Consider the following 19,402-nt stretch of genomic DNA (forward strand, 5'->3'; position numbering starts at 1 on the left):
AGCGCGGTTACAGGTCTGCCGGGCTAGCCAGGCGGCCGACGACAGCGGTAGCTGCGGCGACGAGCGGGGAGACGAGGTGGGTGCGCCCGCCCGGGCCCTGCCGGCCCTCGAAGTTGCGGTTCGAGGTCGATGCGCAGCGCTCCCCGGGGCTGAGCTGGTCGGGGTTCATGCCCAGACACATCGAGCAGCCCGCGGTGCGCCACTGTGCTCCGAAGTCAGTGAAAATCTGGTGCAGCCCCTCGGACTCGGCCTGCTGCTTGACCATCGTCGACGACGGGACCACGAGCATCCGGGTGCCCTCAGCAATTCGGCGGCCCTTGACAACCTCGGCTGCCGCGCGCAGGTCCTCGATGCGCGCGTTGGTGCACGAACCCAGGAAAACGGTGTCGATGGCGATATCGCGCAGCGGGGTGCCCGGGGTCAGGTCCATGTAGCGCAGCGCCTTCTCGGCGGCGTGCTTGGCGGTGTCGTCGCCGAACTCCTCCGGGTCGGGAACGCTAGCGGACAGCGGTGCACCCTGGCCGGGGTTGGTGCCCCAAGTGACGAAGGGCGTCAGCGCGCTGCCGTCGATGTCGACGACGGTGTCGAACCTCGCGCCCTCATCCGTCGGCAGGGTCTTCCAGTACTCCACGGCCGCGTCCCAGTCCTCACCGGTGGGCGCGTACTCGCGGCCCTTGACGTAGTCGAAGGTGGTCTCGTCGGGGGCGACCATACCCGCACGGGCGCCCGCTTCGATGGACATGTTGCAGATGGTCATCCGCGCCTCCATCGACAGCTTCTCTATGGCCTCGCCACGGTATTCAATAATGTGGCCTTGACCGCCGTTGGTGCCGATCTTGGCGATGATCGCCAGGATCAGGTCCTTTGCGCTGACGCCCTCGGCAAGTTCCCCGCTAACGTTGACCGCCATCGTCTTGAACGGGGCCAGCGACAGGGTTTGCGTGGCCATGACGTGCTCGACCTCAGAGGTGCCGATGCCCATCGCGATGGAACCGAACGCACCGTGGGTGGAGGTGTGCGAGTCGCCGCACACGATGGTCATTCCGGGCTGGGTGATGCCCAGCTGGGGGCCGACCGTGTGCACGATGCCCTGCTTGACGTCGCCCATCGGGTGGAGAGTGATGCCGAACTCGGCGCAGTTTGTGCGCAGCGTCTCCACCTGCACCCGCGAGGTCGGCTCAGCGATCTCGAGCAGGTTGCCGGAGGAGATTCCGAGGGTGGGCACGTTGTGGTCCTCGGTGGCCAGGTGCAGCTCCGGGTGGCGCACCGTGCGCCCGCTTAGACGCAGGCCGTCGAATGCCTGGGGTGAGGTAACCTCGTGGAGGAGCTGGAAATCGATGTAGATGAGGTCCGGGTCACCGTTTTTACCTTTGGTGACTACGTGATCGCGCCACACCTTCTCCGCGAGTGTCATGGGGGTGTCGCTCATGTTCTCCTCCTTACTGCACATTCTCATTATGCGAGATGCTACTATCCGTAGTGTGAGACAGTATACAGAAGATTCCGGGATCAAAGTTCTCGATCGCGCAGTCGCTATTATGCGTTCGGTGTCCACAGGCGAAAAGAGCCTCGCCGCACTCAGCGCCGACACCGGTCTTCCCCGTGCGACAACCCACCGGATCGCCACGGCACTCGAGGTGCACCACATCCTCGCCCGCACGCCCGGCGGTTCCTGGATCATCGGGCCCGCACTCGCCAGCTACGGCACGGGGACGTCGCCGCGGCTGCTTTCCGCCGCCGCCCCCATCATGCGTGACCTGGTCTCCACCACCGGCGAGTCGGTGCAGCTCTACCAGCTCACCGGCACCACGCGCACGTGCATCGCCGCGGAGGAACCCTCCAGCGGCCTGACCTATACGGTCCCCGTCGGCTCGCAGCTCTCCCTCAGCGCCGGGTCCGCGGCCCGCGTGTACGCCGCCTTCGGGCTTATCGACGCCCACCCCTTCCCGCCCCAGGAACTCGAGTCCGTGCGCGCGAGCGGACTGGCGGAGTCGGTGGCAGAGCGCGAGGTGGGCTTGGCCAGCGTATCCACTCCGATCCGAGATTCGACGGACACGGTGGTGGCGGTGCTGTCCATTTCCGGACCCGTGGAGCGGCTCAGCCCCAGCCCCATCGCGAAATGGGGCAGCGAACTCACCGCCGCCGCAGCCGCGCTCGACGCCGCACTGTAGCTGGGTATCTCGCTTCTCCCCGAATCACCGCCGCCGGGAATCACTGCCTAGGTGTGGACTGCCAGGTGTCGATGGCGTCGCGCTGACGCTTTGGCCACACCACGTTGGCCGCCAGCGGGATCTGGTGCGACGCCGACTCCAGAATGTGCATGAAGTACCCGGCAGTGTTCGGAATCGCGACGATGTCGCCCGCGCGCACCCCGCGGGGGAAGCGCACCTTGCGACGCAAAATGAGCTCGTCCTCGATGCAGTAGGCACCGACGAGGAACGCTTCGACCTCCTCGCCTTCGCCGCCTGCCCCAGCGTGCTGCACCACAAGTGGGTCGACAAGGTAGTCGTCGGAGGTGGTGCGGCACTGGGTCCGGTTCATGTGCAGCCCTACCAGAGGCAGGCCGTCGCTGCGGGTTTTGACGAAGGCGACCTGGGCGAGGATGAGCCCGCAGCCGTCGAGAAGCGAGCGCCCCGGCTCGAGGTGGAGGCGAAGACCGCGGCTGGTGAGGCCTTCGGCGATGCCGTCGACAAGCACCTGCGTCAGCCACGGCCCGCGCGTCGGGTCCTGCCAGTAGGGGTACGTGGTGCGCAGCGGGTCCGCCTTCCAGGTGAACGCGTCGGCGTAACCGTCGCGCTGCGCCTCGATCGCCTCCTGGTAGGCGTGCCACTGCTCCTCGTGGGCAAGGTAGCTCATGGGCACTCCCCCGCCGAGGTCGATGAACTCCGGGGCGTGGCCGTGCTCGCGCAGTGCGTCGATAAGCCCGAAGCACTCGCGAAGTGCGGCACTGCGCTCCGCCGCCGCGTAGCCGTGCAGGTGGACGTGGACACCGACGACGCGGACGTTGTCCAGTGGGCGTTCGAGGTGGCGCACCCAGTTCGGCGCGAGCTCGCCGAAGCGGGTAGGCATCATCGATTCCGGATCCGGGGCGAGCCGTGGTGCCACCAGTGCAACCGTGTCGCCGGCGAGCGAGTGGATGCGGTCGTACTCGTCAAGGTTGTCCGCAGAGATGACCACGCCGTTGTCGATGGCCAGGCGCAGCAGCGCATCGGTCTTGATCGCGGCCGACAAGATGATGCGCTCGCCCGCCACGCCGCGCTCGAGAACCTGGCGCAGCTCGTTCTCGCTGGCCACGTCGACGCCATGGCCGGCATCGCGCACCGCGTCGACGAAGGCGAGGGCCTTGTTTGCCTTTCGTGCGTAGAACACTTTCAGCTCAACGCCGCTCTGTGCGGCCGCGTCGACGAGTTCCTCGACGTTGCGCAGCATCGGGGCGGGATTGAGGACGTTGACAGGGCTGGCGAAGTCGTTGATCAGCCCCTGGCAGGTGTCCGCATTCTCCACGAGCTGCTCGGCCCACGGCTCCAGGCGCGCCTCCAACGGCGGCATGCCGTGGACGCGGTCCGGGTCTTCCATTGCGGCACGGGTCACCCGGCGCGCCCACGCCGGGATGACCTCGTGGTCGCAGCGGCGCAGCGTATCGTGGCCCAGGATCCAGCCCTCGCTCATCCGACCGGCGGCGCTGAGGTGCTCCTGGCCGACGAGCCGGCCGTCGCGCTCGACCTTGATCGAATCTGTTTCCTCGTGAACCTGTGCGATACCCTCTTCCGCCAGCGCTCCGGCGAGCGAGCCGGGTGTCGCCCCGGGCGGGGCGTTTACGGCGTCGATGACGACGTTGGCGCCGACCTCGCGCGCAAGCTCCCCGAGGTCCTCCGTGCCGCGTGCGAGAAGGTCGACGCGGATACGGCCTGCGTCGATGAGTTCGAGGACCTCAGCTGCCGTCACCGGCGGCGGGCCGAAGGCGACGCGCTCGAGAGTGCTAGTGAGATTGCCGAAGCGCTCGCCGCCCAGGGTGTCGCGCCCGCCGAAGGATGCACGAGCGATGATCGCGTCGTAGGCGGTGCGGAAGGCGTAGCCCACCGCAGCCGCGGGCGTCCACGGGTGCTCGCCCACTGCCACCTGGTAGGAGCGGCGCAGGTCCTCGACCGGGTCTGTGGCGTCGCTGCCGTCGAGCACGGCGCGGATCGATTCCGCATCACCCTGGCCTCCTGTGACCGCGAGAACCTCCTGCGCAAGCGTTTCCACGGCGCCGACGAGATCGTCGAACCCCGCCGCCGCACGGATCGCTTCATTAGCGCGCCATAACGCCGGGCGAAGCCTGCGCTCCTGCTCGTCGTCGAGGTAAGTCTTGACGTCCATGAGCCGCCCGCCGCGGGTGACGGGATAGAACACCTTCGCCTGCGCATAGCGCACGACGTCGATGAACGTCAGGGCTGCGCCGCGAACGATTGCGGTGTCGTCCTCGCCCAGCGTGGCCAACTCGTGTGCTGCGAAGGCGGGAATCACTCTGTCCACGCCGTCGATGTCCGTACCCGCGAGAGCGCCGGGCCAGCTGTCGGCGTGGCCAGTGGTGACGAGCACCTCGCTGTAGAGGGTGTCCTCGACCTCCACCGCATCGCCGCGGGGTGCGAGATGCTCCACACGCTTCTCGACGATCTCCAGTGAGCACCCCGCCGGCACGTGCTCGGCGAGCGCTGCCCACGACGCGGTCAGAAACCGCCCGACCTCGCGGCGCGGCGGGAAGGTGTCGTCGCTACCGCGCCATTCGTTGAAGGAACCCAGCTGCGTCTCGACGATGTCGGAGGGAACGTTGAGCAGCCATTTCTCAGGCACGTCGTGCTGGTAGGCCCCGGGTCCGCTGGCGGTGCGCAGCGGACCGTCGTTGTAGACCGACAGCTCGATGCGCGCGCCGCGCTCGCGTGCCCGTCCGAGCACTTCCTCCGCCGCCCACAGCCCGCGTGGGCCGGCACCGATAATGGCCACCTTCATTTACTTCACGTTCCTTTCGACCCATTCGTCGTTGTACACCGTGTCCAGGTAGGCGCGGCCGTCATCGTGGAACACCGCGACAATCTCGGCACCCGGGTCATCGCGCACGACCTGGGCTGCGGCGGCGCACACCGCACCGCCCGACGCGCCGGGCATGAACCCGGTAGTGCGCGCCACCCGGCGCGCGGCCGCCACCGCATCACCTGCGGTGACGCGAATGATCTGGTCGGGCGTTGTTTCCTCCGACAGGGCGGTGACGATACCTGCGCCGTACCCCGGCAGGATCCGCTCGCCGCGGGCCCCGCCGAATAGAACCGAGCCATGCGCATCGACCGCGATCACCTTGGTGGGCAGGGAGTTGACGTTGATGTAGCGGGCGCAGCCGCCGACGGTGCCGGTGGTACTCACCGCGACCAGGAGGTAGTCGGGGGCGTGTCCGAGCTGCTCGACTATCTCCGGCATCATGCCCTCGCTGTGGGCGTCAAACGCCGCGCGGTTGGAGTATTGGTCCAGGTTGACCGCACCGAGCTCGTCCACAAGCTCGGCGACGAGAGCGCGGCGGGCTGTGAGCCAGTCCCCTGTCTCCGGATCCGGTGCCTCAACGGGGTGGATGTGCCCGCCCAGGGCGCGAATGTGGGCAAGCGTGGACTGGTTGGTGCGTGGGTCAACTACACAGTGGAACTCCCAGCCACCGATGATTGCCTCGCGCGCCAACGCCACGCCCAGGTTCCCGGAGCTGGACTCGACGATCACGGAACCTGGCTTCAACACGCCTTTGTCTACCGCGTCCGCTACCAGCGCGCGCGCCGTACGATCCTTTGCGCTGCCGCCCGGATTAAAGGACTCGAGTTTCGCCCACGCGCGGGCTTCGGGGTCATCCGCGAGGTCGGGGAGAAAAACGAGGGGGGTTCTCCCGATGACGGACAGGAGGCCGTTATTGCGTGGAGAAAGCATAAGGGCAATTCTATCTGTTCAACACATCTGTCCGCTGCCGATGCTAGGCACCGTTGGCTACGTCACCGAGCGCGATGGTGCCGCGCACGCGCACGTCGACTCCCCCGCCGATCCAGATGTCGTCGCTGTCGTCGCACACCTCGATTCGCCCAGCGCGGCCGAGCTGCAACCCCTGCGCAACTGAGTAAGTGCGCGGCGCGCGGCCGGTCTCGCGCATCCACTGCGCGACAGCGCCGTTGAGGCTTCCGGTGACGGGGTCTTCCCGCCCGTTGGAGAACGCGCGCACCTCATAGAGGGTATCCGTCTTTCCGGTAAAGGCCGCAAACCCGACTTTGACCGTCTCGCGCGGCAGCTCGAGCGCGTGCAAAGTTTCGACGCTGCCAAGCTCGACCGCGGTCCACCCCGGACCGTTGTCAGCCCACACTGCGTGGACCACCTCACCGCGCTCGAGATCGAAAGCGGCGCAGATGGAGGCGATCTCGTCCTCACTGAGCTCACCTGTACGTACCCGCGGTGGAGTGGCGAAAGACAGCGTCTGCCCGCTGAGCCGCACCGGGACCAATCCGGCACCGCACTCTTGCTTGATGGTCTGGTCCGCGCTTTCCGTTTCGGAGAGCTCTAGCCACGCCTTCGCCGTACCGAGGGTGGGGTGGCCGGCGAAGGGGAACTCCTGGCTGGTGCTGAAAATACGCACGCGGTAATCGGCTCCTGGCTCTCGCGGCGGAAGCAGAAACGTGGTCTCGGAGTAGTTCAGCCACGCCGCGATGCGCTGCATGGCCTCGCCGCCGATTTCTGCCAGCTCTTCCCCTCCCGCGATAACAGCGACCGGGTTGCCGGTAAACGCACCGGAGGAAAACACGTCGATTTCGAGGATGTCGCACTGCACGGTGTCCAGCCTACGGATCATGCCGCAGCAGACGCGCCGGAAAGCGTACAGTCGCGTCCACACGCCCCGTGTGATCCCCCGCTCGCTTCCTGTCCCCTCATATCCCGCAAACGACTTCGACCATCGAAAAGGAGACACTCGTGACAACCACACAGCAATGGGTCCTGACCTCCCGGCCGAACGGAGTACCCACTCAGGACAACTTCCGCCTCGAATCGGTGGACCTGGCGGATCTAGCAGAAGGCCAGATCCTCGTTGCTAATACTCATCTGAGCGTCGACCCATACATGCGGGGCCGAATGAACGACACCGAGTCGTACATCCCGCCGTTCCGCATCGACGAACCTCTCACAGGAACCGCGATAGGCACCGTCGTGGAGACCCGCTCCTCCGCGTTTGCTGTTGGTGACACCGTCCGACACTTCCAGGGATGGCGCACCCGAGCCGTGCTCAAAGAGGCTGAGGCGGAAAGAATCGACACCGACGCCGCACCGGCCGAAGCGTACCTGGGCATCCTCGGCGTGACCGGGCTCACCGCCTACGTGGGGTTGACGGCCGTGGGTGAGATCAAGGAGGGCGACGTCGTCTTCATTTCGGGCGCGGCCGGCGCGGTCGGTTCCGCCGCCGGGCAGATCGCCAAGCAGCTCGGCGCGTCCCGGGTGATCGGCTCCGCTGGGTCCCGGGAGAAGATCGACTACGTCGAGGGCCTCGGTTTCGACGCAGCGTTCAATTACAAGGACGGGGACGTCACCGGCCAGCTCGGCGAGGCCGCGCCCGACGGCGTCGACCTCTACTTCGACAACGTCGGAGGCGACCACCTAGAGGCTGCCCTTGACCACATCAACCTGTTCGGGCGCATCGCCATGTGCGGCGCCATCGCGCAGTACAACTCCTCCGAGCCGACCCCCGGGCCGCGCAACCTCGGCAACGCCATCGGCAAATGCGCAACCCTGCGCGGATTCACCGTCGGCCAGTACAACCACCTCGCCGCTGAGTTCCAGGAGAAGATCGCGCCGCTTGTCCTCGACGGCTCCATCACCTACGACACCACCACCCGCGACGGCATCGAGTCGGCGCCCGGGGCGTTCCTCGAGCTTTTCGAGGGAGCCAACACCGGCAAAATGATCGTCACCCTGTAAGAGATTTCCATGACACGCGTACTTTTTGTTCTTTCGGCCGCCGACCACTGGACGCTTAACGACGGCACCCGGCACCCCACGGGCTTCTGGGCCGAGGAGTTCGCCACCCCCTACCGCATCTTCTCCGAGGCGGGCTGGGACCTGACGGTGGCGACCCCGGGCGGCGAGCCCGCGGTCGTCGACAAGGTGAGCCTTGCGGACGGTGCCGGCGAACCTGAGACCCTTGAGGCGGTGAAACGCACCCTCGACGAGCTGGCTCAGGTGCTCGAGTCCCCCGAGTCGCTGGAGTCCGTCAACGCCGCCGACTTCGACCTGGTCTTCTACCCGGGTGGCCACGGCCCGATGGAGGATCTTGCCACCGACACGACATCCGCGGCGATCCTGGAGCAGCGCCTCCAGGCAGACGCTCCCCTGGCCCTGCTCTGCCACGCCCCGGCCGCCGTGCTGGCGACCGCCGACACCGAGGGCACATCGCCCTTCGTCGGGCGCGCGATGACGGGCTTCACCAACGAGGAGGAGCGCGCCGGCGGCCTGGCGGAGAAGGCCCCGTGGCTGTTGGAAGACCGGCTCATTGAGCTCGGCGTCGACTTCACCAAGGCGGACGAGCCGTTCGCCCCGCGCGTGGTTGTCGACGGCACCCTCTACACGGGCCAGAACCCGGCCTCTTCCGCGGAGCTCGCCACCCGCCTCGTGGAGGACCTCATGGCATAAACAGTGTCCTGCCGGAATAGAAGCTCCCGGCTCGGCGATCCGGGGCTAAGGGCCAAGAAGTGTATCCGCTTCCGCCGGATAACCACTGCTCAGACCATGCAAATCGGGCCTATATACGCCTCGCATGCTCATACCTGCCCCAAAACACGCCCAATCCACCGGATTGGCGCCCTCACGTGCTAGCGCAGTCGTGCTGTGCTTCCCGATGAAACGCAAGAGACCACGATGCCAAGCGTGTGCAGAGCTGCTTAGGACAAATCGCGCGACAAACGGCTTGCCGCCAACGCTTTACCTGCGGCCGCTCCACAATACGCACCTGCCCAAACCCCGCTCTCAGCCGCGAATCTGCAGCCACTCACTCACACGTCACCTGCGCAGCCCCCTGCCTAAGACGGCATGGAAACGAAAGAACCCGCTGAAATAACGGGCAAATATCCGGCCAGCGACACGCCGACCGGACACACATTTTGCACCTTAACCCCCCGATCAACCCACAGAAGACGCAAAACAAACGAGGCAGCCAGTGGAAATCCACTGACTGCCTCGCTCAAACTCACCCGTGGCGTGCAACCACGAAATGGTACCCCGTACGGGATTTGAACCCGTGTTACCGCCGTGAGAGGGCGACGTCCTAGGCCGCTAGACGAACGGGGCGCGTTCGCTTGGTGTTTGCGACTCGTTAAACTTAAAGCACCACGGTGAGATTCAACAAATCGCCAGCTCAAACGCCCACCTCGGCACTAGTCGGTACCTACTCAACCCCAATTGCGGGTCCAATGGTGCGCCAGCTGGTGCGCATCTCGAGCTCGAACAATCCCCACGTGTGCGTGCCCTCGGGAACCTCGAACCAGTCGACGTCGACGCCCGCATTGCGTGCCTCGTTGGCGAAGTGCGCCGAGCACGCGTATGCCCCGCCCTCCATCAGCATCGGAAACCCGAGTCGTTTCACCCGTGAGGATAGGTCCGTGCCGCCGTCGATCTCGCCGGGCACGCCCATCGACGCGCTGACGAAAACAGCGGTGTTTTCCAGCGCGTCGAGGTTGAGCACCGGTGAGTGCGCCACCCATGCCTCATCGCCGGGTAGGCCCCACATGTTGACCGGGTTGCCCTCATTCATAAGCACGGCCGAGGACGTCCACGCCCCGCCGATGAGACCCGTCGTGGCTGGGCAGCCGGAGTAGGACCCGGCGGCGGCGAAGCGCTCGGGGTCGAAACCGGCCATGGAAATGGCCGGCCCGCCCGACATGGAGATTCCCGCGATCGCGTCGCGGCCGGTGCCGTTAAAGTGGGCGTCGATAAGCGGTGGAAGCTCTTTGGTCATGTAGGTCAGCCACTTGTTCGCACCCGTGGTGGGGTCCGTGGAGTACCAGTCGGCCTGCATCGAGGAGACCGAGCCCTTCGGCGTGACGACGTTGACATGCTTGTCCGCGAAGAACTCCTCGTAGTCGGTATTGCCGTGCCAGCTAAACCCATCCGCAGCCCCGTCGGCGCCGAGCATGAGGTAAAACGTCGGGCGCGGCTCGGTGTTGTCAACCCCGCCCGGCAGGAGGATGTCGTTTTTCACCTCGCGCTGCATCGACGGCGAGTAGACGGTCAGCTCGTAGCGGTCGTCGACCATGTGCTCGAGGCTGACAAACTCGGCAGGCGGCGCGTCAGGGTCCGGGAAGGTAGCGGTGGCATCGGTGATCGCAGAACTCAAGGCACTGCCCGTCGATCCCACCCCTTGGTAGAGCGCGGTGCCGAAGAGACTGCGGCCAAGGATCGCGAGGAGCAGCGAGGGCACCGCAAGCATGGGCACCTGCGACAGCAGGCTTGACGACGCCAACGGCACGCTGAGCAAATCAAAAACGGTGGACCCGGTGTAGCTCGGCAGACCGGTAATGACCGAGGACAGCGGGTTGACCGACGACAGGGTGTACTCCAGCGGCGGCAGAGCCTGCGCCTGGGTGGGCGGGGCTGCTGTGGTGGTGACGATGGCCGCCGCGAGAAGGACTCCGACCGGAGTGGATGTGATTTTCATTCCGCTTACGCTACCCGTGCTCGCGCTCCGTTACAGAAAAACGAACCCGATAAGCGCCGCGCCTATGACCACCGCCCAGGCAGGCAGTCGCCACGCTTGAAGAGCCGTGAAGGCCACGATAGAGAGCGCCATGGTCGCAGGTCCCGTGATTCCTGCGGTAAACACCGGGGTGTAGAGCGCCGCGCCGAGGATGCCGACCACGGCAGCGTTGGCCCCGGCTAGGACCGCCGCGGCAAACAGGTGGCGGCGCAGGCTGTCCCAAAACGGCATCACTCCGACGACAAGCAGCGCCGCGGGCAGGAAGATCGCCACCGTTGCGACGAGCGCGCCCCACCACCAACTGGTCCCCTGCGCGCTGGCGCCAAGGAAGGAGGCGAAGGTAAACAGCGGCCCCGGCACCGCCTGGGCGGCACCGTATCCGGCCAAGAAAGTGCTGTGGTCCACGATGCCCGCGGGTACCGTGGCTTGTTCCAGGAGCGGCAGCACGACGTGGCCGCCGCCGAAGACGAGGGCGCCGGCGCGGAAGAACGAGTCGAAAAGGTGCGCCGCCGTGGACCCCGTGGCGCTAGAGAGGACCGGCAAGGCGACAAGGAGGACGGCGAAGAGCACGAGCGACGCGAGGGCAACGGCCTTCGAAGTAGGGCGCGAGGAATGCGCTGAATCCTCGGGCGCGGCCGTCTCTCGCGCCGTGTCGCGCCCTGCCTCACGCGAGCGTAGGAGCGCCATTCCGCCCAACGCGCCGAATGCAATCGCACCCACCTGGACTGCGGGGTGGGGCACGAGAAGGACCAGTCCAGCCGCAGCGGCCGCGATCAGCGCGCGCCACTTGTCGGTGACCAGCTTTGTGGCCATGCCCAGCACCGCGTGCGCCACCACAGCCACCGCGGCCGCTTTCAAGCTGATGAGCCACCCGGCGCCGCTGACGTCGCCAAGCGTGGCCACCCCCAACGCGAACGCGACGAGCGCGAGCGCGGACGGCGCGGTGAAAGCGACCCAGGCCGCGACAAGTCCCATGAACCCCGCACGCTGCAGGCCCACGGCCATACCGACCTGGCTCGAGGCGGGACCGGGAAGGAACTGGCACAGCGCGACGAGGTCAGCGTATTCCTTCTCACCCATCCACCTGCGGCGCGTGACGAACTCGTCACGGAAGTACCCGAGGTGCGCCACCGGACCGCCGAAGGAGGTCAGGCCGAGGCGAAGGAAAGCGCTGAAGACCTCGCCGACCGTGCCGCGCGCGCGAATGTGCTCATCTGTTACTGCCACCCGAAAAGAATTGCACAACCGGTCTACTCACGCAGTGCAACTTCGCGGCGAATGGTGTCGACGATGCGGTCGATGGTGGCGCTGTCAAGCGGCTGCGAAAGGGTAAACCGGAGTGCGGACAGCGCAAGTTCCGGGGAATATCCCATGGCGAGCAGTACCGCAGACGGCTCGCTGCTTCCGGCTTTACACGCCGACCCGGAGCTCACGGCAAACCCGGCGGTATCCAAGGCAACCAGCAGGGATTCCCCGCTGACCCCGTCGACAACGAAGGAGGCGTGATTGGGCAGCCGCTCGGTGCGGTGCCCGGTGAGCTGGGATCCAGGCACTCCCGATTCGATGGCGGCAATCAGTTCGTCGCGCGACGCCATCAACGCTGCCGCCCGCGCCCCAACGGTCTGTGCGGACGCCGCAACCGCAGCCGCGAAACCCGCAATGCCGGCCACGTTGTGCGTTCCGGAGCGCCTGCCCTGCTCCTGCGAGCCGCCGTGGAGGACAGGTTCCAGGCTGATGTGGCGCGGCATAAGCAGTGCGCCCACGCCCTGGGGGCCACCGAACTTGTGGGAGGCCAGCGCGAGCGTGTCGGCGACCGGCCCTGGCCAGCCATCAGGGGCGAGCGTCACCGGGAGATGGACCGCCGCTTGGACCGCGTCGACGTGCATGCCCGCCCCCTTATCGCGGGCGAGGTGGCTGATCCAGCTGACATCGTTAACGCTGCCCACTTCGCTGTTGGCAAGCCCCACCGCAACGAGGGTTATGTCCTCGCGGATTACTGTGGGCAGCGAGCCGTAGTCAACCCTTCCTTCCCCGTCCACTGCGAGGAAGTCCACCTCGAAACCGTGGAGGCGGCGCAGGTAGTCGCAGCTGGCCAGGACTGAGGAGTGCTCGATGGGCGAGGTAATAACGTGGCGTCCACGCGGGTGCGCCAGGGCGCGCCCGATGATTCCCAAGTTATTCGCCTCAGTACCACCCGATGTGAACACGACCCCCTCAGGGCGGATGCCGAACACCTCCGCGATGACGGATCGGGCATGGTCGACCTCGCACGCGGCGTTGTGGCCCGGGGAGTGCACGCTAGAAGGATTCGCGTGAGCGGTATCCCACACGCGCAGCATTGCCTCGCGGGCCTGAGGGCGCAGGGGCGCTGTCGCGGCCGCGTCGAGGTAGAGCACGGCTAGCGCACCTCGTCGAGGCCGAGGTCGAGCGATCCGGCGGAGTGGGTCAGCTTGCCCACGGAGATGACGTCAACCCCCGTCGCCGCGATCTCGGCGACGGTATCCAGGCTGACGTTGCCGCTGGCTTCCGTTGCCGCGCGCCCACCGACAAGCGCCACCGCCTCGCGCAGCTCGTCCGGGGTGAAGTTGTCCAGCATGATGCTGTCCACACCTGCGGCGAGAACCGGCTCGATCTGGTCCATCCGGTCCACCTCGACCTCGATGTGGGTGGTGTGTCCCACGCGATCGCGGATGGCGCGCAGCGCCGCGGTGGTGTCGCCGCCGAGCGCCGCGAGGTGGTTGTCCTTGACCATCACGGCATCAGAGAGGCTGAAGCGGTGGTTGTGCCCGCCCCCGACGCGTACGGAGTATTTCTCGAAGGCGCGCAGGCCGGGTGTTGTCTTGCGGGTATCGACGATACGCACGCCACTGCCCCGCACCGCATCCACGTAACGCGAGGTCAGGGTGGCAACCGCGCACATGCGCTGCGCGAAGTTGAGCGCGACTCGTTCCGCAGTAAGGATGCTGCGCGCGGGCCCTTCGATCAGTGCGAGGCGCTCCCCGGGCGCGAAGCGGTGGCCCTCGGCGGCGAGCTCAGTGACGGCGATGGTGGCGTCGGTCAGCGCGAACGCGGCGCGCACAACCTCACCGCCGGCGAAAACACCGTCCTCTCGAGCTACGAGGGCGACCGTAAGAGTCGCGTCTTCGGCGATGGCGGCCGCGGAGGTGATGTCGCCCCACGGCGCGTCCTCGGCCAAGGCGAAGCGCACCGCCTTGTCGATGGTGGCCTGTGTCAGCATGGTCGTCCTTTCGAGTGGTCAAGTGTGTGGTCGGGCGAGTCGGCTGCCCGCAGCACGATCGATCGCGCCTGGGCTGGGTCGGTGTGCGGGTAGTCCACCCGCCGGTGCGCCCCGCGCGATTCCGTGCGCGCCAGGGCGGCCGCGCACATCAGCGTGCCAGTCGCAGCGGCGACGCCAGACAGCTCCGCGAGGGTGCCGCGGCACGCTTCGATTCCCGCCGCGGTGCGTTCGATGCCGACTCCCCGCCCGATGGCCTCGCGCGCGGCACCGGTATGTGCGCCATCCTCGCGCGAGGCAAGAAGCTCCACCTCGAGCACGTCCCGCGCGGCAGTCGGACCAGCCCAGGGCGCATCGCTTGCCGACGCCTCCCCCGCCGCCTGCCCATAGACCATCGCCTCGAGCAGGGAGTTCGACGCCAAACGGTTGGCGCCGTGCACGCCGGTGCGAGCGACTTCACCGACTGCATAGAGGCCAGGCACCGTGGTGCGACCCGCAGCGTCGGTGCAAATCCCGCCCATGCTGTAGTGCGCCGCCGGGGCGACGGGAACGCGCTGCTGGGTCCAGTCGATGCCGGCCGCGCGCAGGCTCGCCGTGATGCCGGGGAACCTGCGCGCCAGGTCTTCGATGTGGCGCGCGTCTAGCCACACCCGCGAAGCCCGTCGGGCGTGTTCGATGCCGGCGGCGACGACGTCGCGGGGAGCGAGTTCGGCGCGTGGGTCGATGGAGGTGAGGAAGCGGGTGCCGGTGTCGTCGTGAAGCGTGGCGCCGGCTCCTCGCACCGCCTCGGAGATGAGCACACCGGTGCCCTCGAGAACGGTCGGGTGGAACTGGACAAACTCCATGTCTGCCAGATCCGCGCCCGCCCGCGCCGCCGCGATAATGCCGGTGCCGAGGGCCCCGGACGCGCCGGTGGAGCGCGGGTACACACCGCAGTAACCGCCGGTGGCAAGGATCACCGCGTCACCGGTTATGCCGTGCACCCCAGCCACCCAGCCGTCGCGCAGGGTGAGCTCTGTGACAGTGCTTCCGGGCGCGTGCGCGATGCGCGGGTGCTCGGCGATGCGCCGCGCGAGATAGTCGTGCAGCACCGCACCGGTGCGGTCCCCGCCGGCGTGGACGACGCGAGCCGCAGAATGCGCCGCTTCCAGCCCCGCGCCGGGATCGGCGGGAAAGCCTTCGCGCAGAAGCCGCGCCACGGCCTGCGCGCCGTTGCGGGTGAGGTAGGTTGCCGCGTGGGCGTCGACAAGCCCGGCTCCCGCGGCGACGGTGTCGCGCGCGTGGGCCTCGGGGCTGTCGCTGGGCGCAATCGCCGCGGCGATCCCGCCCTGGGCAAGCTGAGTCGAGCCCGGGCTGGTGGCGATGTCGCGGCCCGGGTAGACAAGTGTGACGTCGGCGCTGTTGGCGGCAGCGAGCGCCGCCGACATTCCTGCGACGCCGCAACCGACGACGATGACGTGTCGCATGATCTACCGCGGCTTCGCCGCAAGCATGCGCTCGAGGGCGATCTCGGCGTCGCGTGCCACGTCCTCGTCAACCACGATGCGGTTGACCACGGTGCCTTCGACCAGCGACTCCAGCGCGTACGCCAGGTAGGCGGGGTGGATGCGATACATCGTCGAGCACGGGCATACCACCGGGTCGAGGCAGAAGATGGTACGGTCCGGGTACTGCTGCGCCAGGCGGTTGACCATGTTGATCTCTGTGCCGATCGCGAGCACATCACCCGGTGCGGAGGCCTCTACCTCCTTGCGGATGACCTCGGTGGAGCCGGCGGCGTCCGCGGCGTCGACGACCGGCGCCGGGCACTCCGGGTGGACGACGACGCGCACGCCCGGGAACTCAGCGCGGGCACGCTCGATTTGCGCGACGGTGAAGCGCTTGTGCACGGAGCAGAACCCGTCCCACAAAATGACCTTGGCCTGCTCAATTTGCTCCGGGGTGTTGCCACCGAGGGGCTTGTGGGGGTGCCACATGATGATCTGCTCGTCGGCGATGCCCATGGCGCGCGCAGTATTGCGCCCCAGGTGCTGGTCCGGCAGGAACACGACGCGCTCGCCGCGCTCGAATACCCACTCCAGTACGGTGCGGGCGTTCGAGGAGGTGCACACGATTCCGCCATTGCGCCCGCAGAACGCCTTGATGTCCGCGCTCGAGTTCATGTAGGTCACCGGCACGAGCGGGGCCTTCTCCCCTGCCTGCGGCAGCACGGCGCTGAGTTCTTCCCAGCACACCTCGACCTGGCCGATGGTGGCCATGTCTGCCATGGAGCAACCCGCCGACAGGTTGGGCAAGATCACCGCCTGGTCATCACCGGAGAGGATGTCGGCTGTCTCCGCCATGAAGTGCACGCCGCAGAACACGAACGCCTCCGCTTCGGGGTGGGCTTTGGCCGCCTGTGCGAGGTTAAAGGAGTCACCGAGGAAATCGGCGTGCTTAACAATCTCGTCGCGCTGGTAGAAGTGCCCGAGGATCTTCACCCTGTTGCCCAGGGCCGCCTTGGCCTCGGTGATCATCGCGTCGAGTTCCGCGTCGCTGGCGGAGGTGTAGCGCTCCGGCAGCGCGCCCTGGCGCGGGGCGCGGGCGGGGAACACGTCGGAGTGGGACGCGCCGGGCCCGTAGGAATGGTTCTGGTCGGTCTCCCACGGCTCGGCCGGCAGCTGCACATCGCAGGTCTGCTGTTCCTTTTTCGCAGCGGTGAGGATGAGGTCGGTTACGGAGGTCATGCTCTCAATCCTGTTCTGTGCTTGTGAATCGGTAATATTTCGCGGGCCTGTGCTTGGTGCCCGCCTGGGTTGCGCCGGTTTCCTCGAGCTCGCCGCGCGCAAGCGCTTGTCGACGAAAGTTCGCCGGATCCAGCCGTTCCCCAACAATCAGCTCGCTGACGGCGCGCAGCTCGGCCATCGTGAACTCGTCGTCGAGAAAGCGGTGCGCCACCAGGGTCTGCTCGGCGCGGCGGCGCAACCGCTGGATTCCCGCCTGGATGATCTCGGCGTGGTCGAATGCGAGCTCGGGCAGTGCATCGACGCCCCACCATGCAATGTTCGGGTCCTTGTTTTCGGGCACGCCGTCAAAGTCGCGTGCCCGGTACTGGGCCCAGTAAGCAATGGTGACCGTGCGCTCAGCCTGCGCGGAGCGTTCCACACTGCCGAACGCGTGAAGCTGCTCGAGGTAGTTCGGCTCGGCATGAGTCGCGGCGATGAGAGTTTCCCGGGCAGTCTGCCCCAAGGTTTGGTTCCACTGCGTCGGCCCGCCGGGTAGCGCCCACGCCCCTTTGAAGGGTGCCCGGACGCGGCGCACGAGCGGCACCCACAGCGTCTCGCGGGAAGCGGAGCTGCCGTGCGGCGGCGTAGCGGAGAAGGCCACCGTCGACACGGCGACCTGCGGCGCCTGCTGTCGACGTTCCTCGACGTTGAGGCGATTCCAACCGCTCATAGCGGGCTCCTCACACTTAATGTCATTCTGACCTTAAGTGAGCGTACGGCCCCGGATAGCCGGAAGTCAAACAGTGAGGAGCAGCCGATATGCCCACCCGCCTCTTCCCTTTTTGAAAGTGAATTGAAAATGCTCCGCGCATCATGTTTAATGAAAGTGGATTGAAAACGCGGAGGGTAGCTCCTCCCACCTACCCCAAGGAGAAGACATGGCAGAGCACACCCAGCACAACGACCACGACCACGCACACGGTGAGGGCTGCGGCCACGTCGCCATCCCGCACGGCGATCACGTCGACTACGTCCACGACGGCCACATCCACCGCGAGCACGACGGCCACTGGGACGAGTGCGAGCCCGCCGGCCACACCGTGCACGAGGAGCACCCGCACAACCACGGTGAGGGCTGCGGCCACGTCGCCGTCCCCCACGGCGATCACGTCGACTACATTCACGACGGCCACCGCCACGCTGCCCACGAGGGCCACTGGTGCGAGCACTAGTCTCGGATAGACGAAAAAGCGGCCTCCGCGTGGAGGCCGCTTCATCGTTTTCACCTTCGCTGCCCCCTGGGGCACGGGTAGCTCGCAGCTCGCCCGGAACCTTATCCCGTGGAAATAGCTCGGCCCCTGAATGTTGATCCCATCTATAGCCTCGGGCCCCAGGTGAGCTCCCCTTGACTACTCGGCCGAAACTTCAAATGGGCGCTCGATGAAGCTGTAATTCTCCCACTCAAGGTCGTTGAGCTTTGGCTGCTTACTGGAAACCTGCCCGCCTTCCACCTCATCTATTCCTACAAGTCGTAGGTTGTTGGCGCTAACAGATCGACTTTGGTCTGAACTGAAGGTGAACACAAGGCCAGCATCAATCAGTGTGCTTAGGTGCTTAGCTTCGATTGACTCACGGAAGAACTGCAACACATCTTTATTACGAACAATAAACACGCGACCATGTTCGTCGCGTCTACCGTCTACGATTCCCTCAGCCGTGTCTGCAGCGAGAGCTCCGAGGAGCTTTCGAGCCTTTCTGACCGATGGGAGCTGATCTACTTTTTCCTTCAAGTACACGGGCAGGTCTTTCCATTTGGGAGTCTGGTACGGGAAGAACTCAATCTCGCAAAAGCTTTCCAAATCGAGCTTGACCCAGTGATACTTGCCGTCGGCGGCTTTCCTATAGGCTGGCCGCTTGCCGTTCCAGCTGTCGACCACAGCATTCTTATCGTCGACCGGCTTGATAATAGTGTGACTATCACCCCAATTGGTCCAGCTGCCGTTACCGTCCCAGAGCGACTGGAGAATCGTTGGCTGTTCCATAACACGCTTATTCAGCTCGGGCGACTTTTCCGAAACGTCCTGCCCCGACTCGAGGATCTCATGTCCAACGTCGTACGAGCTGAAATTCTCGTCAGTGCGGTCCTGTAGAACATCATCGCGCCCAGGATTCATCAAGATCCCTACTACGCGTGCCCGCTTCACATTGCCCTTGTAGTGCTGGGGAACGTTTGGGAGGCCACCGGAGTAAATCCCGTTCATCAAGTTCCTAGCTGCTGCCAGCTGCTGCAGCCCATTAGTATCACTATCTGCCGGAAACAGGATCCCAAAGAGCTTATCTCTGTCGTCGGGATGAATCAGAGCATACGCCGTCTTCAACTCGTCGATTAATACAGTTTCCGCTGCCTTGTTGCCAGCATCCGTGTCGCCCTTCTCGAATAAAGAGTGCACCGTCTCAGCCCATGCCTTATATGCCTCAACGGGATCGTCGGATTTTCGATTCTCAGGAAACTTCCTCCAATGCTTCTGGAGTTCTTCATAAGCGGCGGAAATGGGATCGGTCATGGGGGCTCCTTATGCAGAGGAAAACGAAACGAGAGGCCGGAACTCTATGCTAAATCGCAACGGTGGCCATTCTTCCGCGATGCTACCGAGTTCGATGGAGCGCAGCGACCCGATTCAGATTTCTAGCCCCTAGTTCGAGCGACTATTCCGAGGTATTTGG

At 65.9% G+C, this 19,402-nt stretch carries 16 protein-coding genes and 1 tRNA gene; 4 read left to right on the top strand and 13 right to left on the bottom strand.

The window, feature by feature from the left end; translation table 11 throughout:
* Positions 1–7 precede the first annotated feature (7 nt).
* A complete protein-coding gene (leuC, locus tag VVR41_RS07960; RefSeq protein ID WP_368524299.1) occupies positions 8–1,429 on the bottom strand; it encodes a 3-isopropylmalate dehydratase large subunit in 1,422 nt (473 codons plus the stop codon).
* A gap of 28 nt (positions 1,430–1,457) precedes the next feature.
* Here leuC and VVR41_RS07965 point away from each other — a divergent pair, with 28 nt between their 5' ends.
* Positions 1,458–2,171 carry an IclR family transcriptional regulator gene (locus tag VVR41_RS07965; RefSeq protein WP_368524300.1) on the top strand — a complete coding sequence of 238 codons (714 nt, stop codon included), beginning with the start codon at positions 1,458–1,460 and terminating at the stop codon, positions 2,169–2,171.
* A 40-nt stretch (positions 2,172–2,211) separates the two neighbouring features.
* On the opposite strand, the gene VVR41_RS07970 is transcribed toward VVR41_RS07965, so the two are convergent.
* From VVR41_RS07970 to VVR41_RS07980, 3 genes are read right to left on the bottom strand one after another with little or no spacing between them, the layout of a single operon-like run.
* Entirely contained in the window at positions 2,212–4,989 is a 2,778-nt protein-coding gene (locus VVR41_RS07970; protein ID WP_368524301.1) for an FAD/NAD(P)-binding protein, read from the bottom strand.
* Positions 4,990–5,943 (bottom strand): pyridoxal-phosphate dependent enzyme, encoded by a 954-nt coding sequence (locus tag VVR41_RS07975; protein ID WP_368524302.1) that lies wholly within the window; start codon positions 5,941–5,943, stop codon positions 4,990–4,992.
* Between the two features lie 43 nt (positions 5,944–5,986).
* Positions 5,987–6,850 (bottom strand): PhzF family phenazine biosynthesis protein, encoded by an 864-nt coding sequence (locus tag VVR41_RS07980; RefSeq protein ID WP_368524303.1) that lies wholly within the window; start codon positions 6,848–6,850, stop codon positions 5,987–5,989.
* A gap of 119 nt (positions 6,851–6,969) precedes the next feature.
* Here VVR41_RS07980 and VVR41_RS07985 point away from each other — a divergent pair, with 119 nt between their 5' ends.
* Together VVR41_RS07985 and VVR41_RS07990 are read left to right on the top strand one after the other, a co-directional pair.
* Positions 6,970–7,968, top strand: a complete 999-nt coding sequence (locus tag VVR41_RS07985; protein ID WP_368524304.1) for an NADP-dependent oxidoreductase — start codon at positions 6,970–6,972, stop codon at positions 7,966–7,968.
* Between the two features lie 9 nt (positions 7,969–7,977).
* A complete protein-coding gene (locus VVR41_RS07990) occupies positions 7,978–8,679 on the top strand; it encodes a type 1 glutamine amidotransferase domain-containing protein (RefSeq protein ID WP_368524305.1) in 702 nt (233 codons plus the stop codon).
* Between the two features lie 578 nt (positions 8,680–9,257).
* Here VVR41_RS07990 and VVR41_RS07995 read toward each other — a convergent pair.
* From VVR41_RS07995 to VVR41_RS08030, 8 genes are all read right to left on the bottom strand, one after another.
* Positions 9,258–9,333: transfer RNA gene (locus tag VVR41_RS07995), tRNA-Glu, on the bottom strand.
* Positions 9,334–9,430: 97 nt separating this feature from the next.
* On the bottom strand, positions 9,431–10,699 hold the full coding sequence (locus VVR41_RS08000) for an alpha/beta hydrolase (protein WP_368524306.1): 1,269 nt from the start codon (positions 10,697–10,699) through the stop codon (positions 9,431–9,433).
* Positions 10,700–10,729: 30 nt separating this feature from the next.
* Entirely contained in the window at positions 10,730–11,965 is a 1,236-nt protein-coding gene (gene chrA, locus VVR41_RS08005) for a chromate efflux transporter (protein ID WP_368524307.1), read from the bottom strand.
* A 23-nt stretch (positions 11,966–11,988) separates the two neighbouring features.
* Complete coding sequence (locus VVR41_RS08010; protein WP_368524308.1) at positions 11,989–13,134, bottom strand: cysteine desulfurase family protein; 1,146 nt, start codon at positions 13,132–13,134, stop codon at positions 11,989–11,991.
* Positions 13,135–13,136: 2 nt separating this feature from the next.
* The gene (gene nadC / locus VVR41_RS08015; RefSeq protein WP_368524309.1) at positions 13,137–13,976 is read right to left on the bottom strand and encodes a carboxylating nicotinate-nucleotide diphosphorylase; all 840 of its coding nucleotides are present in this window, start codon (positions 13,974–13,976) and stop codon (positions 13,137–13,139) included.
* Positions 13,970–15,439 (bottom strand): L-aspartate oxidase, encoded by a 1,470-nt coding sequence (locus VVR41_RS08020; RefSeq protein ID WP_368524310.1) that lies wholly within the window; start codon positions 15,437–15,439, stop codon positions 13,970–13,972. Before VVR41_RS08020 ends, nadC begins: the two co-directional genes overlap by 7 nt.
* Positions 15,440–15,442: 3 nt before the next feature.
* Positions 15,443–16,699 carry a quinolinate synthase NadA gene (nadA, locus tag VVR41_RS08025; RefSeq protein ID WP_368524311.1) on the bottom strand — a complete coding sequence of 419 codons (1,257 nt, stop codon included), beginning with the start codon at positions 16,697–16,699 and terminating at the stop codon, positions 15,443–15,445.
* Positions 16,700–16,703: 4 nt separating this feature from the next.
* A complete protein-coding gene (locus VVR41_RS08030) occupies positions 16,704–17,408 on the bottom strand; it encodes an NrtR DNA-binding winged helix domain-containing protein (RefSeq protein WP_368524312.1) in 705 nt (234 codons plus the stop codon).
* Between the two features lie 208 nt (positions 17,409–17,616).
* On the opposite strand from VVR41_RS08030, the gene VVR41_RS08035 reads away from it, so the two are divergent.
* Entirely contained in the window at positions 17,617–17,910 is a 294-nt protein-coding gene (locus VVR41_RS08035; RefSeq protein WP_368524313.1) for a hypothetical protein, read from the top strand.
* A 177-nt stretch (positions 17,911–18,087) separates the two neighbouring features.
* On the opposite strand, the gene VVR41_RS08040 is transcribed toward VVR41_RS08035, so the two are convergent.
* Positions 18,088–19,242 carry a hypothetical protein gene (locus VVR41_RS08040; protein WP_368524314.1) on the bottom strand — a complete coding sequence of 385 codons (1,155 nt, stop codon included), beginning with the start codon at positions 19,240–19,242 and terminating at the stop codon, positions 18,088–18,090.
* Positions 19,243–19,402 lie beyond the last annotated feature (160 nt).

The sequence above is a fragment of the Corynebacterium sp. LK2510 genome, assembly GCF_040946405.1.
Taxonomy (GTDB): Bacteria; Actinomycetota; Actinomycetes; order Mycobacteriales; family Mycobacteriaceae; genus Corynebacterium.

Excerpts from the sequence above, each read along its gene's own strand:
- VVR41_RS08030 (WP_368524312.1), bottom strand. The coding sequence starts at position 17,408 with ATGAGCGGTTGGAATCGCCTCAACGTCGAGGAACGTCGACAGCAGGCG.
- VVR41_RS08000 (WP_368524306.1), bottom strand. The coding sequence starts at position 10,699 with ATGAAAATCACATCCACTCCGGTCGGAGTCCTTCTCGCGGCGGCCATC.
- nadC (WP_368524309.1), bottom strand. The coding sequence starts at position 13,976 with ATGCTGACACAGGCCACCATCGACAAGGCGGTGCGCTTCGCCTTGGCC.
- VVR41_RS07975 (WP_368524302.1), bottom strand. The coding sequence starts at position 5,943 with ATGCTTTCTCCACGCAATAACGGCCTCCTGTCCGTCATCGGGAGAACC.
- VVR41_RS08020 (WP_368524310.1), bottom strand. The coding sequence starts at position 15,439 with ATGCGACACGTCATCGTCGTCGGTTGCGGCGTCGCAGGAATGTCGGCG.
- VVR41_RS08035 (WP_368524313.1), top strand. The coding sequence starts at position 17,617 with ATGGCAGAGCACACCCAGCACAACGACCACGACCACGCACACGGTGAG.
- leuC (WP_368524299.1), bottom strand. The coding sequence starts at position 1,429 with ATGAGCGACACCCCCATGACACTCGCGGAGAAGGTGTGGCGCGATCAC.
- VVR41_RS07965 (WP_368524300.1), top strand. The coding sequence starts at position 1,458 with ATGCGAGATGCTACTATCCGTAGTGTGAGACAGTATACAGAAGATTCC.
- VVR41_RS07990 (WP_368524305.1), top strand. The coding sequence starts at position 7,978 with ATGACACGCGTACTTTTTGTTCTTTCGGCCGCCGACCACTGGACGCTT.
- VVR41_RS07980 (WP_368524303.1), bottom strand. The coding sequence starts at position 6,850 with ATGATCCGTAGGCTGGACACCGTGCAGTGCGACATCCTCGAAATCGAC.
- VVR41_RS08040 (WP_368524314.1), bottom strand. The coding sequence starts at position 19,242 with ATGACCGATCCCATTTCCGCCGCTTATGAAGAACTCCAGAAGCATTGG.
- VVR41_RS07970 (WP_368524301.1), bottom strand. The coding sequence starts at position 4,989 with ATGAAGGTGGCCATTATCGGTGCCGGCCCACGCGGGCTGTGGGCGGCG.
- nadA (WP_368524311.1), bottom strand. The coding sequence starts at position 16,699 with ATGACCTCCGTAACCGACCTCATCCTCACCGCTGCGAAAAAGGAACAG.